The sequence below is a fragment of the Rhizobium sp. BR 250 genome, assembly GCF_047445855.1.
Taxonomy (GTDB): Bacteria; Pseudomonadota; Alphaproteobacteria; order Rhizobiales; family Rhizobiaceae; genus Agrobacterium; species Agrobacterium tumefaciens_I.
Map to the genome: position 1 here is coordinate 404,066 of NZ_JARWKW010000003.1, position 14,383 is coordinate 418,448.

Annotated in this window: 13 protein-coding genes; 9 read left to right on the top strand and 4 right to left on the bottom strand. The window is 60.5% G+C overall.

All coding sequences use genetic code 11. From position 1 onward, the window contains the following. The first annotated feature begins 52 nt into the window (after positions 1 to 52). The 6 genes from infB to QD336_RS07285 all read left to right on the top strand — a co-directional run bounded on the left by infB (position 53) and on the right by QD336_RS07285 (position 8,234). Positions 53 to 2,785, top strand: a complete 2,733-nt coding sequence (gene infB / locus QD336_RS07260; protein WP_499170005.1) for a translation initiation factor IF-2 — start codon at positions 53 to 55, stop codon at positions 2,783 to 2,785. Between the two features lie 75 nt (positions 2,786 to 2,860). Further along, positions 2,861 to 3,277: a 30S ribosome-binding factor RbfA gene (gene rbfA, locus QD336_RS07265; protein ID WP_269341431.1), complete on the top strand. Its 417-nt coding sequence runs from the start codon at positions 2,861 to 2,863 to the stop codon at positions 3,275 to 3,277. Between the two features lie 3 nt (positions 3,278 to 3,280). Further along, complete coding sequence (gene truB / locus QD336_RS07270; RefSeq protein ID WP_499170006.1) at positions 3,281 to 4,228, top strand: tRNA pseudouridine(55) synthase TruB; 948 nt, start codon at positions 3,281 to 3,283, stop codon at positions 4,226 to 4,228. Between the two features lie 163 nt (positions 4,229 to 4,391). Next, complete coding sequence (gene rpsO, locus QD336_RS07275; RefSeq protein ID WP_004439050.1) at positions 4,392 to 4,661, top strand: 30S ribosomal protein S15; 270 nt, start codon at positions 4,392 to 4,394, stop codon at positions 4,659 to 4,661. 280 nt (positions 4,662 to 4,941) lie between these two features. Then, entirely contained in the window at positions 4,942 to 7,083 is a 2,142-nt protein-coding gene (gene pnp, locus QD336_RS07280; protein ID WP_269341429.1) for a polyribonucleotide nucleotidyltransferase, read from the top strand. Between the two features lie 134 nt (positions 7,084 to 7,217). Further along, positions 7,218 to 8,234 carry a class I SAM-dependent methyltransferase gene (locus QD336_RS07285; protein ID WP_269341428.1) on the top strand — a complete coding sequence of 339 codons (1,017 nt, stop codon included), beginning with the start codon at positions 7,218 to 7,220 and terminating at the stop codon, positions 8,232 to 8,234. Positions 8,235 to 8,239: 5 nt separating this feature from the next. Here the strand turns inward: QD336_RS07285 and QD336_RS07290 are convergent, their stop codons facing one another. After that, positions 8,240 to 9,184: an AEC family transporter gene (locus QD336_RS07290; protein WP_499170007.1), complete on the bottom strand. Its 945-nt coding sequence runs from the start codon at positions 9,182 to 9,184 to the stop codon at positions 8,240 to 8,242. A gap of 480 nt (positions 9,185 to 9,664) precedes the next feature. Between QD336_RS07290 and QD336_RS07295 the strand changes: the two genes are divergently transcribed. Continuing rightward, positions 9,665 to 10,657, top strand: coding sequence for an adenosine kinase (locus QD336_RS07295; protein WP_269341426.1), 993 nt, complete (start codon positions 9,665 to 9,667; stop codon positions 10,655 to 10,657). Here the strand turns inward: QD336_RS07295 and QD336_RS07300 are convergent. Continuing rightward, entirely contained in the window at positions 10,650 to 11,183 is a 534-nt protein-coding gene (locus tag QD336_RS07300) for an SH3 domain-containing protein (protein WP_035214555.1), read from the bottom strand. The two genes, QD336_RS07295 and QD336_RS07300, sit on opposite strands and share 8 nt — an antisense overlap. Before the next feature lie 180 nt (positions 11,184 to 11,363). Here QD336_RS07300 and QD336_RS07305 point away from each other — a divergent pair, with 180 nt between their 5' ends. Beyond that, complete coding sequence (locus tag QD336_RS07305; RefSeq protein WP_499170009.1) at positions 11,364 to 12,368, top strand: 2-hydroxyacid dehydrogenase; 1,005 nt, start codon at positions 11,364 to 11,366, stop codon at positions 12,366 to 12,368. Positions 12,369 to 12,415: 47 nt separating this feature from the next. After that, a complete protein-coding gene (locus QD336_RS07310) occupies positions 12,416 to 13,105 on the top strand; it encodes a hypothetical protein (RefSeq protein ID WP_269341424.1) in 690 nt (229 codons plus the stop codon). A gap of 21 nt (positions 13,106 to 13,126) precedes the next feature. On the opposite strand, the gene QD336_RS07315 is transcribed toward QD336_RS07310, so the two are convergent. Then, on the bottom strand, positions 13,127 to 13,603 hold the full coding sequence (locus QD336_RS07315) for a GNAT family N-acetyltransferase (protein ID WP_499170011.1): 477 nt from the start codon (positions 13,601 to 13,603) through the stop codon (positions 13,127 to 13,129). After that, a complete protein-coding gene (locus QD336_RS07320; protein ID WP_499170013.1) occupies positions 13,600 to 14,367 on the bottom strand; it encodes a molybdopterin-synthase adenylyltransferase MoeB in 768 nt (255 codons plus the stop codon). The genes QD336_RS07315 and QD336_RS07320 overlap by 4 nt, the downstream gene beginning before the upstream one ends. Positions 14,368 to 14,383: the final 16 nt, after the last annotated feature.

The window sequence follows — 14,383 nt, forward strand, 5'->3', positions numbered from 1 at the left end:
GACGAGACCTGATGGACGTCATCCGGTTCTCGTCCGAAGGAACGGGAACGGAATGACCGACAACAACGACGACAAGACACTCAATGCGCCGGCCAAGAAGACTCTTACCCTGAAACCGGGCGGGATGAATCAGGGCACCGTGCGGCAGGATATGGGTCGAGGTCGCACCAATGCGGTTGTCGTGGAAACACGCAAGCGCCGCCCCCATCGACCTGAAGACGAGAAGCAGGTTCATTCGGTTGCAGCACCCGCTTCGAAGCCGGCCGCCCCTGCCCCCGTGGCACCGCGTCCGCAGGCTCCGCAGCCGCGCGTCCACCAGCCGAGCAGCCAGCAGCAGCGTCCGGGTTCCTCCCAGTCGCAGCAGCGTCCCGGCTCGTCCGCGCCACAGCAGCGCCAGCCTGAGCGTCCGCGCGGCAACGTCCTGCACGATCTGTCCGCCGGCGAGATGGAAGCCCGCCGCCGCGCGCTGATGGAAGCGCAGGCTCGCGACGTGATCGAAGCCAAGCAGCGTGCCGAAGACGAAGCGCGCCGCAAGGTGGAAGAAGAGCGCCGCATCGCCGCTGAAAAGGAAGAGGCTGCACGCCGTGCCGCCGAAGAGGCCGAAGCCGCCAAGGTGGCGGCAAGCCAGCCGGCCGTGGAAACGAAATCCGAACCAGCCGCTGAAAAGCCGGCTGCCGCCGCTCAGCCGGCGCCGCGCGCCGAGGCTCGTCCTCAGCCCGCCGCCGCCCCTGCCCGCACCACTCCCGAAACCGCAGCTCCGCGCGGTCGCCGTACCGATGGTGACGACGAGGATGATCGCGGTGTGCGCCGTGGCAATCTCCCGGTTCGCGGTAAGGTCGCCGCACCTGCGCCGGCAAAGCCCGCTGCACGCCTGAAGACGGAAGAAGAACGCCGTCGCGGCAAGCTGACCGTGACCTCATCCAATCTGGATGAAGACGGCACGCCGCGCGGCCGCTCCATGGCATCCATGCGTCGCCGGCAGGAAAAATTCCGCCGCAGCCAGATGCAGGAAACCCGTGAAAAGGTTATGCGCGAAGTGATCCTGCCGGAAACCATCACCATTCAGGAACTGTCGCAGCGCATGTCCGAACGTGCCGTCGACGTCATCAAGTTCCTGATGAAGGAAGGCCAGATGATGAAGCCGGGTGACGTGATCGACGCCGATCTGGCGGAACTGATCGCGGTCGAATTCGGCCACACCGTCAAGCGCGTTTCCGAGTCTGACGTGGAAGAAGGCATCTTCAACCAGGCAGACGACGAAGGCGAAATGCTGCCGCGTCCGCCGGTTGTCACGATCATGGGCCACGTTGACCACGGCAAGACCTCGCTGCTCGACGCCATTCGCCAGGCGAATGTGGTCGCAGGCGAAGCCGGTGGTATCACCCAGCATATCGGTGCCTATCAGGTCGAAAAGAACGGTCAGAAGATCACCTTCATCGACACCCCCGGCCACGCCGCCTTCACGGCCATGCGTGCCCGTGGTGCGCAGGCGACGGATATCGCCGTTCTGGTGGTCGCCGCTGACGACAGCGTGATGCCGCAGACGATCGAGTCCATCAACCATGCCAAGGCAGCGGGTGTTCCGATCGTCGTGGCGATCAACAAGATCGACAAGCACGAAGCAAACCCTGAAAAGGTTCGCCAGCAGCTCTTGCAGCACGAAGTCTTCGTGGAATCGATGGGCGGTGAAGTGCTTGACGTGGAAGTCTCCGCCAAGAAACAGCTTGGCCTCGACAAACTGCTTGAAGCGATCCTGCTGCAGGCTGAAATTCTCGACCTCAAGGCAGATCCGAACCGTACCGCAGAAGGTACCGTCATCGAAGCGGAACTTGACCGCGGCCGTGGTGCCGTCGCTACGGTTCTCGTACAGAAGGGTACGCTGAAGCCTGGTCAGATCATCGTGGCCGGCGACCAGTGGGGCCGCGTTCGCGCCCTCGTCAACGACAAGGGTGAACACGTCAAGGAAGCCGGTCCGGCTATGCCTGTCGAGATTCTTGGTCTTTCCGGCACGCCATCTGCCGGTGACCGTTTCGCGGTTGTCGAAAACGAAAGCCGTGCTCGCGAGATTTCCGAGTACCGCCAGCGTCTGGCACGCGACAAGGCTGTCGCACGTCAGACGGGCCAGCGCGGTTCGCTGGAACAGATGATGAGCCAGTTGCAGACTTCGGGAATGAAGGAATTCCCGCTGGTCATCAAGGCAGACGTGCAGGGTTCGGTCGAAGCCATTATCGCTTCGCTCGACAAGCTCGGCACCGACGAAGTCCGTGCTCGTATCGTTCACTCGGGCGCTGGCGCCATCACGGAATCGGATATCTCGCTTGCCGAGGCCTCCAACGCCGCGATCATCGGCTTCAACGTTCGCGCCAACGCACAGGCACGCACGGCGTCCGAACGCGCCGGCATCGAGATCCGCTACTACAACATCATCTACGATCTGGTGGATGACGTGAAGGCGGCGATGTCTGGCCTGCTTTCGCCGGAACGTCGCGAGACATTCCTCGGCAATGCCGAAATCCTCGAGGTGTTCAACATCACGAAGGTCGGCAAGGTCGCAGGTTGCCGCGTCGTCGAGGGCAAGGTGGAACGTGGTGCGGGTGTCCGTCTGGTGCGCGACAACGTCGTCATCCACGAAGGCAAGCTCAAGACCCTCAAGCGCTTCAAGGACGAAGTCTCGGAAGTGCCGGTCGGTCAGGAATGCGGCATGGCCTTCGAAAACTACGAAGACATCCGCGCTGGCGACACTATCGAGTGCTTCCGCGTCGAACACATCACGAGAACGCTCTAAGCGTTCTCGCCGCAAAACAGGAATTTACTGTCGGGCGCCGGCTTACCGGCGCTCGCTCCGTTTGAGGCATAACTCATGGCAAAAGCTACATCATCGGCCCCTTCGCAACGCATGCTGCGCGTCGGCGAACAGGTGCGCGCCGCCCTGACCCAAATTCTCCAGCGCGGTGAAGTCCGCGACGATCTGATCGAAAGCACCGTCATTTCCATCTCGGAAGTGCGCATGTCACCCGATCTCAAGATCGCCACCGCTTATGTGACGCCGCTCGGCGTTGCCGATCACACCGGCATCATCACCGCGCTTAACCGCCATGCAAAATACATGCGCGGCCGCCTCGGCCCGCAGCTTCGGCAGATGAAATACATGCCGGAACTGCGTTTCCGCGATGATACGAGTTTCGACAATTACCAGAAGATCGATGCGCTCCTGCGTTCGCCGGAAGTACAGCGCGATCTTGGACCTTCGAACGAAAAAGACGACGAACAGAACTGAAGCATGTCCAAACCACGCAAACAGCAGAACCGCAAACCCAAGGGCCGTCCGATTTCGGGTTGGCTCATCCTCGACAAGCCGCTCGATTTCGGCTCCACCGAGGCCGTTTCCAAGATCAAGTGGCTGTTCAACGCCCAGAAGGCCGGCCATGCCGGCACGCTCGATCCGCTCGCTTCCGGCATGCTGCCGATCGCGCTTGGTGACGCCACCAAGACCGTGCCCTATGTCATGGACGGCCGAAAAATCTACGAATTTACCGTGACCTGGGGCGAGCAACGCGCGACCGATGATCTCGAAGGCGAGGTGGTCGATTCCTCCGACCAGCGCCCGAACGAGCAGGCGATCCGGGATATTCTGCCCAACTATACCGGCGTGATCATGCAGACCCCGCCGCAGTTTTCCGCAATCAAGATCGCCGGCGAGCGCGCCTATGATCTGGCACGTGACGGCGAGACGGTGGAAATTCCCGCACGCGAGGTGGAAATCCATCGCCTGACGCTGCTGGCCTGCCCCGACGCCGATACCGCGCATTTTGAAGTGGAATGCGGCAAGGGCACCTATGTGCGGGCGCTGGCCCGCGACATGGGCCGCGATCTCGGCTGCTTTGGCCATATCTCCGAACTGCGCCGCACCATGGTCGCCCCCTTCGGCGAAGAGATGATGGTGCCGCTCGAAACGCTAACGGCGCTGGAAGCCATGGAAGACCGCGACGAACGGCTGGAAGCGCTGGACGCCTATCTGATCGACACGGCCGAGGCGCTGTCCGCCCTTCCCCGCCTCATCATCAACGACGATCAGGCACACAGGCTGAAGATGGGCAACCCCATCCTGCTGCGCGGGCGCGATGCGCCGGCTAATCATCCGGAAGCCTATGCCACCGCGCATGGCAAACTGGTCGCCATCGGCGAGATCGGCGAAGGCGAGTTCCGGCCGAAGCGTGTTTTCGGCTAAATCAAGGCTCGGGAGGCGCTGTCAATCGCCTCTTTCAATTACACCCGGAATAGTTTATAGGCAGCGCCAGCTTGGGCTTTGCCTATGCTGCTGAATGGCCAGAGCTGGACGACATCCCGGCTTTAGGCGTCCCATTTTTCCTTAAAACAGAAAGGATCGTCCGATGTCGATTACTGCAGAGCGCAAAGCCGCCCTCATCAAGGAATATGCCACGAAGGAAGGCGACACCGGTTCGCCGGAAGTTCAGGTTGCTATCCTGACCGAGCGGATCAACAACCTGACCGGTCACTTCAAGGACCACAAGAAGGACAACCACTCCCGTCGTGGCCTTCTGACGCTGGTTTCGAGCCGTCGTTCGCTTCTCGACTATCTGAAGAAGAAGGACGAAGCCCGTTACACCAAGCTGATCGGTGCTCTCGGCATTCGCCGCTAATAACTTCTCCGGCGGGTTTCGCAACGATGCCCGCCGGTTTTTATATCCGGCCTTTTGAAGGCCACATGAATTTCCGGGCGTTCGCCGCTGATGTGGCCCCCGGACGATTAGGGTGAACCGGATGGGCCGGTGCCGCCTTTTTCAACCGCAGACCTGTCATGGGGCAGGATTGCCGGATGCTTGCTTGTCGAAAGCCTCCCGCTGTCTTGCCCGTGATTGAGTCACAGCGCTGCCACCGCCGGCACGATGCCGGAGCGGCAGCCACAACCAAGGACAAGATATGTTCAATCAACACTCCGTGGAAATCGAATGGGCAGGCCGCCCGCTGAAGCTCGAGACCGGCAAGGTTGCCCGTCAGGCTGACGGCGCCGTCATCGCAACCTACGGCGAGACGATGGTTCTCGCGACCGTGGTTTCCGCAAAGTCTCCGAAGCCGGGCCAGGATTTCTTCCCGCTCACCGTCAACTACCAGGAAAAGACCTACGCAGCCGGCAAGATCCCCGGCGGCTATTTCAAGCGCGAAGGCCGCCCGAGCGAAAACGAAACGCTGGTTTCGCGCCTGATCGACCGCCCGATCCGCCCTCTTTTCCCTGAAGGCTACAAGAACGACACGCAGGTCGTCGTCACAGTCATCCAGCACGATCTGGAAAACAACCCGGACGTCCTGTCGATGGTTGCGGCTTCCGCAGCGCTTACGCTCTCTGGCGTTCCCTTCATGGGCCCGGTTGGCGGCGCGCGCGTTGGCTACATCAACGGTGAATATGTTCTTAACCCGCATCTGGACGAAATGGACGAGTCTGTTCTCGACCTCGTCGTTGCCGGTACGCAGGACGCTGTTTTGATGGTTGAGTCCGAGGCCAAGGAACTCAACGAAGAAATCATGCTCGGCGCCGTCATGTTCGGTCACCGCGGCTTCCAGCCGGTTATCGACGCGATCATCAAGCTCGCCGAAGTTGCCGCCAAGGAACCGCGCGAATTCGAACCGGAAGATTTCTCCGCTCTCGAAAACGAAATGCTGGCGCTCGCCGAAGCAGAACTGCGCGACGCCTACAAGATCACCGAAAAGGCTGCCCGTTACGCCGCCGTCGACGCCGTGAAGGCGAAGGTGAAGGCACACTTCCTGCCGGAAGAAGGCGAAGCCAAGTACACGCCGGAAGAAATCGGCGCCGTCTTCAAGCACCTTCAGGCGAAGATCGTTCGCTGGAACGTTCTCGACACCAAGAGCCGCATCGACGGCCGCGACCTGTCGACCGTTCGTCCGATCATCTCGGAAGTCGGCCTGCTGCCGCGCACGCACGGTTCGGCACTGTTCACCCGCGGTGAAACCCAGGCAATCGTTGTTGCGACGCTCGGCACCGGCGAAGACGAACAGTATGTCGACAGCCTCACCGGCATGTACAAGGAACGCTTCCTGCTGCACTACAACTTCCCGCCCTACTCGGTCGGTGAAACAGGCCGCATGGGCTCCCCAGGCCGTCGCGAAATCGGTCACGGCAAGCTCGCATGGCGCGCGATCCGTCCGATGCTGCCGACTGCCGAACAGTTCCCCTACACGCTGCGCGTCGTTTCCGAAATCACCGAGTCCAACGGCTCCTCGTCGATGGCAACGGTTTGCGGCACCTCGCTCGCGCTGATGGATGCAGGCGTTCCGCTGGCAAAGCCGGTTGCCGGTATCGCCATGGGCCTGATCCTCGAAGGCGAGCGCTTTGCAGTCCTCTCCGACATCCTCGGCGACGAAGACCACCTCGGCGACATGGACTTCAAGGTTGCGGGTACTGCCGACGGCATCACCTCGCTGCAGATGGACATCAAGATCGCCGGTATCACCGAAGAGATCATGAAGATCGCTCTGGAGCAGGCACAGGGCGGCCGCAAGCATATCCTCGGTGAAATGGCCAACGCCATCACCGAAAGCCGCGGCCAGCTCGGCGAATTCGCACCGCGCATCGAAGTGATGAACATCCCGGTCGACAAGATCCGTGAAGTCATCGGTTCCGGCGGCAAGGTCATTCGCGAAATCGTCGAAAAGACCGGCGCGAAGATCAACATTGAAGACGACGGCACCGTCAAGATCGCCTCTTCTTCCGGCAAGGAAATCGAAGCGGCCCGCAAGTGGATCCACTCGATCGTTGCGGAACCGGAAGTCGGCCAGATCTACGAAGGCACGGTCGTCAAGACCGCTGACTTCGGCGCTTTCGTCAACTTCTTCGGCGCCCGTGATGGCCTCGTCCACATCTCGCAGCTCGCTTCCGAGCGCGTTGCCAAGACCTCCGACGTCGTCAAGGAAGGCGACAAGGTCTGGGTCAAGCTGATGGGCTTCGATGAGCGCGGCAAGGTTCGCCTGTCCATGAAGGTTGTCGACCAGGCAACCGGCAAGGAAGTCGCCGCCGACAAGAAAGACGGCGAAGCCGCTGCCGAATAAGGCCGCGTCGCCAGACCCTATCGAGGCGCGGGTTTTGCCCGCGCCTTTTTTTCGTTTTGTTATCGTTTGTCTGTTCGGGAAAACCGGTTTCCACTTTTCCCCGACAAACTCCATCCTACTTTAAGGACGCTCCAATGAGCCGTGACGCCGTGAAAACCCTTTTCCATCCCTTTGCCTCGGACATGCTTGCCATGCCGAAAGAAGGCGAACGCGTTCTGTTTCTAGGAGCGGAAGCCGGTCCGCGGCTGGATGGTTTCGACGCGGAGATCGTCGCGGTTCAGCATCTTCGGCCGCTTTACCGGGCTCTCGAGGCCCAGGGCGCGGAAGTCACCCCGGATGTTTCGGGCGAAGATTACGATGCGGCACTGCTGCTTTGCGGCAAACATCGTGGTGAAAACGAAAACCGTGTCGCCGAAGCGCTTTCGCGGGTGAAGGCCGGCGGCTTGATCGTCGCGGCCGGATCGAAGGAAGACGGGATCGTAACCCTGCGCAAGACTCTGGCGAAGCTTGGTATCGAAGCGGAATCGACGCCGAAATATCACGGTGTCGCGCTCTGGTTCCAACGGCCGGACGATGTATCGGCCGCCGTCTCCAAGCTTGCCCAGAAGCCGGCGACGGTCGAGGGCCGCTTCACCGCCCTGCCCGGCATGTTCTCCCATGATCGCGTGGATGACGGTTCGGAACTGCTTGCCTCGCGCCTGCCGACCGACTTTGACGGCAATGCCGCCGATTTCGGCGCTGGCTGGGGTTATCTCTCCATCATGCTGGCGGAAAAATCGCCGCGTACCGCCCGTATCGATCTTTTCGAAGCGGACTGGAATGCGCTGGAATTCGCCAAGACCAATCTTCTCGAAAACAATCCGCGCCTGACGGCACGTTTCTTCTGGCAGGATCTGGCCAACGAGCCGCCGAAGGAAAAATACGACCTCATCATCATGAACCCGCCTTTCCATGCGGGCGGACAGGCGGCGGAACCCGCACTTGGCCAGGCCTTCATCAAGGCTGCGGCGGGCGCGTTGCGCAGCGGCGGCAAGCTGCTGATGGTGGCCAATCGCGGCCTGCCTTATGAACCGGTTCTGGCGGCGGAATTCCGCACGACCGCCGAAGTGTGCCGCAACGCCCGCTTCAAGATTCTGAGCGCCCAGAAATAATCAGCTCAGCTCAGCAGCCAGGCCCATAGCGACACGGACAAAACGCCGGTCGCCGTGGAAATGCTGATGGTGGAGGCCGCGACACTGTGGCCGATACCGAAGCGGTTGGCGATCAGCCAGGCATTCACGCCCGTCGGCACCGACGAGGTGAGCACCAGCGCCGCCGTCCATTCACGGCTGAGGCCGAGCACGTGGCCCATGGCCCATACGCAGGCAGGCAGAAGCAGCAGCTTGAAAACGGTCATGGTGACGGCAATGCCCATATTGCCGCGAATGGTGTATTTCGTCAGCGCCATGCCGAGCGATATGAGAGCAGCCGGCCCCGCCATCGAGGCGATCTGATCGACCACGGTTTTCAAAATGGGTGTCAGCGCCACGCCGGAAACATTGGTCGAAAGCCCGATGACGAGACCGATCACCAGCGGATTGGTGACGAGATTGCGGCCCACCTGTTTGAAGACCGCAGTCATGCTCCGTTTTTCGCCACCGACTGCCTTGTGTGTGGCGTTTTCCATCAGGATGGTGCCGGCGATCATCATGACCGGCAGATGGATGGCGAGCAGGATGGAGAGAGCGACCAGCCCCTCATCTCCCACGGAACGCCCGACCAGCGGCAGACCGATGAAGATATTATTCGCAAAGGCCGAGGAAATGCCGGCGATAACGGCGATGCGGACATCCTGCTTGAAGACATACCGGGTGACGATATGCCCGACCGTCCAGGTGACGGCCACGCCGGCGAAATAGGTGATCCAGAGGCGGAAGGGCGATGTGCCGTGAAAATTCGCTTCCGCTAGCGTGCGGAAGATCAATGTCGGCACCGCGATCTTGAACACGAAATCACTCAGGATATCACCGGCATCCGCCCTGAACAGGCCGGCCTTGACGGTCAGCCAACCGATCAGGATGAGAATGAAAATCGGGGCGACATTCGCGGCAACGGCAGACATGGAGGGAAAGCTTTCGCGGCTTTTGCGGGAGATACTTCGCTTTAGAGCCTTTTCCGCGGGAATGGAATCGCGAATACGCTTTCGCTCTTTGTTTTCGCCAAATGAAGTATGTCGGGAGGGGAAGAACTTGGTGAGTCGCTAGGGCCGAAGCGCCTCCGTGCCCGCACAATACGGCAAGCCGGAACGTGCCTTAAAAGAAAAAGCGGGGTTACCCCCGCCTTTTATGTCCGTTAAATGCCGCCAGTACATCCGTGGCGGAGATAACGGTTGAGCCAGAAGACCTCATGTCTTCTATTTCGGTACGCATTCACACACCTTTTGCTCTGATGGGAGTAATAGCTTAACCACATTACAGAGAAATGACGTGCTTCCGCCTGTCGTGGAGAACCGCATATTTTCTCTTTGGGCTTTTCTTGCCGCCAGAAATGTTTAAGACCATTCGAAAAAAACGCACACCCCCGTGCGAAACGGATAGGGCCTATGACGAAATTCGACGTACTGACTGTCGGCAATGCCATCGTCGACATCATCTCCCGCTGCGATGATCGCTTCCTCAACGACAATGCCATCACCAAAGGTGCGATGAACCTTATCGACGCGGAACGCGCCGAACTGCTTTATTCGCTGATGGGACCGGCGCTCGAAGCCTCCGGCGGCAGCGCTGGCAATACCGCGGCAGGCGTTGCGAATTTCGGCGCCAGGGCCGCCTATTTCGGCAAGGTTGCCGAAGACCAGCTCGGCGAAATCTTCCAGCACGATATCCGCGCGCAGGGCGTCTATTTCGAAACCAAGCCGGAAGGCACATTCCCGCCAACCGCACGTTCGATGATCTTCGTGACCGAAGACGGCGAGCGTTCGATGAACACCTATCTCGGCGCCTGCGTCGATCTCGGCCCGGAAGACGTGGAAGACGACGTCGTTGCGCAGACCAAGGTCACCTATTTCGAAGGTTACCTGTGGGATCCGCCACGCGCCAAGGACGCCATTCGCGAATGCGCCCGCATTGCCCATGAAAACGGTCGTGAAGTTTCCATGACGCTCTCCGACAGCTTCTGCGTCGGCCGCTACCGCGACGAGTTTCTGGACCTGATGCGCTCCGGCACGGTGGACATCGTTTTCGCCAACAAGCAGGAAGCACTTTCGCTTTACGAAACCGACGACTTCGAGCTGGCGCTGACGAAAATTGCCGCCGATTGCAAGATTGCTGCGGTGACGATGAGCGAAGAAGGCGCCGTCATCCTGCGCGGCACGGAACGCGTGAAGGTCGAAGCCTATCCCGTGCATGACGTGGTCGACACGACGGGTGCGGGCGATCTTTTCGCCGCCGGTTTCCTATTCGGTTATACGCAGGACCGTTCGCTTGAAGATTGTGGCAAGCTCGGCTGCCTTGCGGCTGCCGCCGTCATTCAGCAGATCGGCCCGCGCCCCATGTCATCGCTGAAGGCGCTGGGCGAAAAACACGGCCTTATTTAAAGGCTTCGCCGGGGTAAGCACCCCAGATTTCCCCCTGGGATACCCAGCCCGAGGCCTGACCGGCCTCGGCACGGCACCAGTCGCCATTACATTCGCCGATCCGGAAGACGACGCCCGGCTCCAGCCGGGCGGTAACGGCAGCGCCCGACTGCGCCTCGCGGCGCATGTTCACGTAGACTTCCTTGCCCTTGCCGCGCATCCACGGAGCGGCAACGGCCGTACGCTCACCAGAGAGCAGGGCCTGATTGACCCAGCCTTCCGTGCCGTCGGCATCGCGGATGCGTCGCCAGTTTTCATATTCCTGGATGATTTCGACCGGCATTCCCGATTTCAGATACATCCACGACACGGCATAATCCGTGCTGGGGCCGATGCGCATATTGACGCGCTTGGATTTCAGGCTGACAAATCGCGGCAGCGGCAGGCCGCTTGCGCCCTTGGCGGCACCCTGCGCCATGGCTTCGCCGGCCGCACCGAGGAGGCCCAGAGACAATGCAATGCAAACGATAGAAACCACACTGCGCATGCCCATTTCCGTTTCCCGCCTTCTGCAAACCGGATGATATTCGAGGAGGCTCGGTTCCACATGCCTCGAGCCACGGCGAGTTTTGTTTGTCTTCGCCGGCGGGTCTGGTAGAAACGCCCTGATTGAAAGAAATTATCGCTCTTTCTGGTTAATGACTTCTGAACAAGGCAGCGGCAAACGATGACCCACAAGAAGAGACCGACAGTCTATATCACCCGCAAATTGCCTGACGTCGTCGAAACCAGAATGCGCGAGCTCTTCGACGCGGAACTCAATATCGACGATACGCCGCGCAGCGAGGAAGAGCTGGTCGCCGCCATGCAGCGCGTGGACGTGCTGGTGCCGACCGTGACCGACCGCATCACCGCCGCCATGATCGAGCAGGCCGGGCCGCAGCTGAAGCTGATCGCCAGCTTCTCCAACGGTATCGACCATGTGGATGTCGATGCCGCCGCCCGAAAGGGTATCACCGTTACCAATACGCCGAATGTGCTGACGGAAGACAGCGCCGATATCACCATGGCGCTGGTGCTGGCCGTGCCGCGCCGCATGATCGAGGGCACGCGCGTGCTCGCCAACGGCGCCGACGAGTGGCTGGGCTGGTCTCCGACCTGGATGCTCGGACGGCGCATTTCCGGTAAACGCATCGGCATCGTCGGCATGGGCCGCATCGGCACGGCGGTCGCGCGGCGCGCCAAGGCCTTCGGCCTTTCCATTCATTATCACAATCGCAAACGGGTCAATCCGGCAACGGAAGCGGAGCTTGAGGCGACCTATTGGGACAGTCTCGACCAGATGCTGGCGCGGGTGGATATCGTGTCGGTCAATTGCCCCTCGACACCCGCGACCTATCACCTGATCTCGGCACGGCGGCTGGCGCTGATGCAGCCGACCAGCTACATCGTCAACACCGCGCGCGGCGATATTATTGACGAAGCAGCGATGATCCAGTGCCTGCGCGAAGGCAAGATCGCCGGCGCCGGCCTCGATGTCTATGAAAATGAGCCTGCCGTAAACCCCAAGCTCATCAAGCTCGCCAAGGAAGGCAAGGTCGTGCTGCTTCCCCATATGGGTTCGGCAACGATCGAAGGCCGGATCGACATGGGCGACAAGGTCATCATCAACATCCGCACATTGTTCGATGGGCACCGCCCGCCGAATCGGGTGCTGCCGGGGCGGAGCTGAGCCGGTCGGGCAGACATCGTTCGATCACCACAGGGAGGAAGAGTTCAATGGGAATCCAGGCGAAATTTTTATTGCTGATCTCCGTCCTGTTGATGCTGGTCAGCGTCCCGGCCCGGGCTGCGTCGCCCTCACCGGAGGAAACCGCCGAACTCTATTATCGTGCCTGGCTGAATTTTGATCGCGCCAGCATGGCTCGCCTGAACAAGGAATGGGGATCTTCGGGCAGCGGCCAGCGCTACACCGATATGGAACTGGTTGCGGACCCCGTCGCATGGCAGCGCAAATACAGGGGCATGCATTCTCCCAAGGGGACGACGAGTGAACAATCGGACCAGTTCGCAAAGCTCTGGGTGGCGAGCACGGAGCGGGTGCGCTGCAAGGCTGAGCCTGCACGTATCGGTTCAAAAACGCCTGCCGGTCTTTTTGTGGCGCGAATAAAGATGAACTGTTCTCTGCCGGATGTCGGGCCAGCCTTCCAGCGGCTGAAGGCTGCCGCAAATCCGGATGAGATTGGTGATAGGACCCGCATGCCCTCCGTAAAACTCATGAAGCAGATGGTGGAGGCCACCAAGGCGGCGGCGCTGAGCCACAAGGTCACGACGGAAATCCAGCTCGTCAGCGGGCCGGACAAGGACATCTGGCGGGTGGGAACGGCGGAAATCCAGCCGCAGGCGGGTATCGACCGCGTTTCTTCCGTCTTTCTCTCCCAGATGATGCAGTCCGGCCTTTTGCAATAAGAGCGGCTTTAAAAAGCGGCTTCAGTCCAGGAATTTGGTCATTTCGATCGAGGTCGTACGATCATAGCCCGCATGGGCATTTTCAGCGGTCTTGACGAAACCCCAGCCGGTAAATTTCGCATGGTTGGCGAGAAGCTCGATGCGCGTTTCCAGCCTGAGCGCCGGCAGCGCCAGTTCTTGTGCCAGCATTTCGGCTTGCTGCAGAAGCAGCTTGCCGATGCCCTTTCCCTGCGCTTTCGGGGAAACACAGAGCTTGCCGACATAAAGCGAAGCCGGCGGCTCCGGCCGGCAAAACAGGCAGCCCAGCAACTCATCGTCGTCCTGAACCACAAAAGCGACCTCCACCCTCGCCTTTTCGGCAAGATTTTCGGGTGTCAGGCGATGGGCCGAAGAGGGCGGGTCGATGACGTCATCCATGTAAGCGAAGGACGCCATGATGAGCGCCAGCAAATCCTGCCAGCGGTCGAAATCCTCGCCGATCCTCGTGATCTCGATCATGGTTTCTTTCCCGCTGTCCGGCGCTTGTATCGCACCGTTTCGAAACGCGCCGACAGGGCATCATAAAGAAGCAGGCGGCCTATGAGGGGCTCGCCGGCACCGGTGATGACCTTGATCGCCTCCATGGCCATCAGGGTGCCGATCACGCCGGTCAGCGCGCCGACAATGCCCGTTTCCGCGCAATTCGGTATCAGCCCCTGCGGCGGCGGTTCCGGGAACAGGTCACGATAACCGGGCAGCAAAGTGCCCTCCGCATTCGTCTCGTAGGGTTTCAGAACCGTGACCGATCCATCGAAACGGCCGACAGCACCGGTGACCAACGGCCTTTTCGCAGCCTCTGCAGCATCCGCCGCGGCATAACGCGTATCAAAATTGTCCGAGCCATCGATCAGGAGATCGAAGGATGGCAGATGGTCATGCGCCCAGACCTGCGAAAAACGCTCCTCATAAACAAGCGTGCGGACATGCGGATTGAGCCGGGCGATGGCCTTGCGCGCGCTTTCCGTTTTCAGCTCGCCGATCGTGCCGGTATCGTGGATCACCTGCCGCTGGAGATTGGACAGGGAGACCACATCGTCATCGATCATGCCGAGCGTGCCGACACCGGCGGCAGCAAGATAATGAAGGACAGGCGCGCCTAGACCGCCGGCCCCGATGACCAGCACCCGCGCCGCCTTCAGCCGTTGCTGGCCGACGCCGCCGATTTCCGGCAGCAATATGTGGCGCTTGTAACGTTCGATCTCTTCCGGGCTCAGCGGGTCCATGTCGCACTCCATTTCT

Bases quoted from the DNA above. Each gene is read 5' to 3' on its own strand.
- QD336_RS07305 (WP_499170009.1), top strand. From the start codon at position 11,364: ATGACCCACAAGAAGAGACCGACAGTCTATATCACCCGCAAATTGCCT.
- infB (WP_499170005.1), top strand. From the start codon at position 53: ATGACCGACAACAACGACGACAAGACACTCAATGCGCCGGCCAAGAAG.
- QD336_RS07315 (WP_499170011.1), bottom strand. From the start codon at position 13,603: ATGATCGAGATCACGAGGATCGGCGAGGATTTCGACCGCTGGCAGGAT.
- QD336_RS07285 (WP_269341428.1), top strand. From the start codon at position 7,218: ATGAGCCGTGACGCCGTGAAAACCCTTTTCCATCCCTTTGCCTCGGAC.
- QD336_RS07295 (WP_269341426.1), top strand. From the start codon at position 9,665: ATGACGAAATTCGACGTACTGACTGTCGGCAATGCCATCGTCGACATC.
- truB (WP_499170006.1), top strand. From the start codon at position 3,281: ATGTCCAAACCACGCAAACAGCAGAACCGCAAACCCAAGGGCCGTCCG.
- QD336_RS07310 (WP_269341424.1), top strand. From the start codon at position 12,416: ATGGGAATCCAGGCGAAATTTTTATTGCTGATCTCCGTCCTGTTGATG.
- rpsO (WP_004439050.1), top strand. From the start codon at position 4,392: ATGTCGATTACTGCAGAGCGCAAAGCCGCCCTCATCAAGGAATATGCC.
- QD336_RS07320 (WP_499170013.1), bottom strand. From the start codon at position 14,367: ATGGACCCGCTGAGCCCGGAAGAGATCGAACGTTACAAGCGCCACATA.
- rbfA (WP_269341431.1), top strand. From the start codon at position 2,861: ATGGCAAAAGCTACATCATCGGCCCCTTCGCAACGCATGCTGCGCGTC.
- QD336_RS07290 (WP_499170007.1), bottom strand. From the start codon at position 9,184: ATGTCTGCCGTTGCCGCGAATGTCGCCCCGATTTTCATTCTCATCCTG.
- QD336_RS07300 (WP_035214555.1), bottom strand. From the start codon at position 11,183: ATGCGCAGTGTGGTTTCTATCGTTTGCATTGCATTGTCTCTGGGCCTC.
- pnp (WP_269341429.1), top strand. From the start codon at position 4,942: ATGTTCAATCAACACTCCGTGGAAATCGAATGGGCAGGCCGCCCGCTG.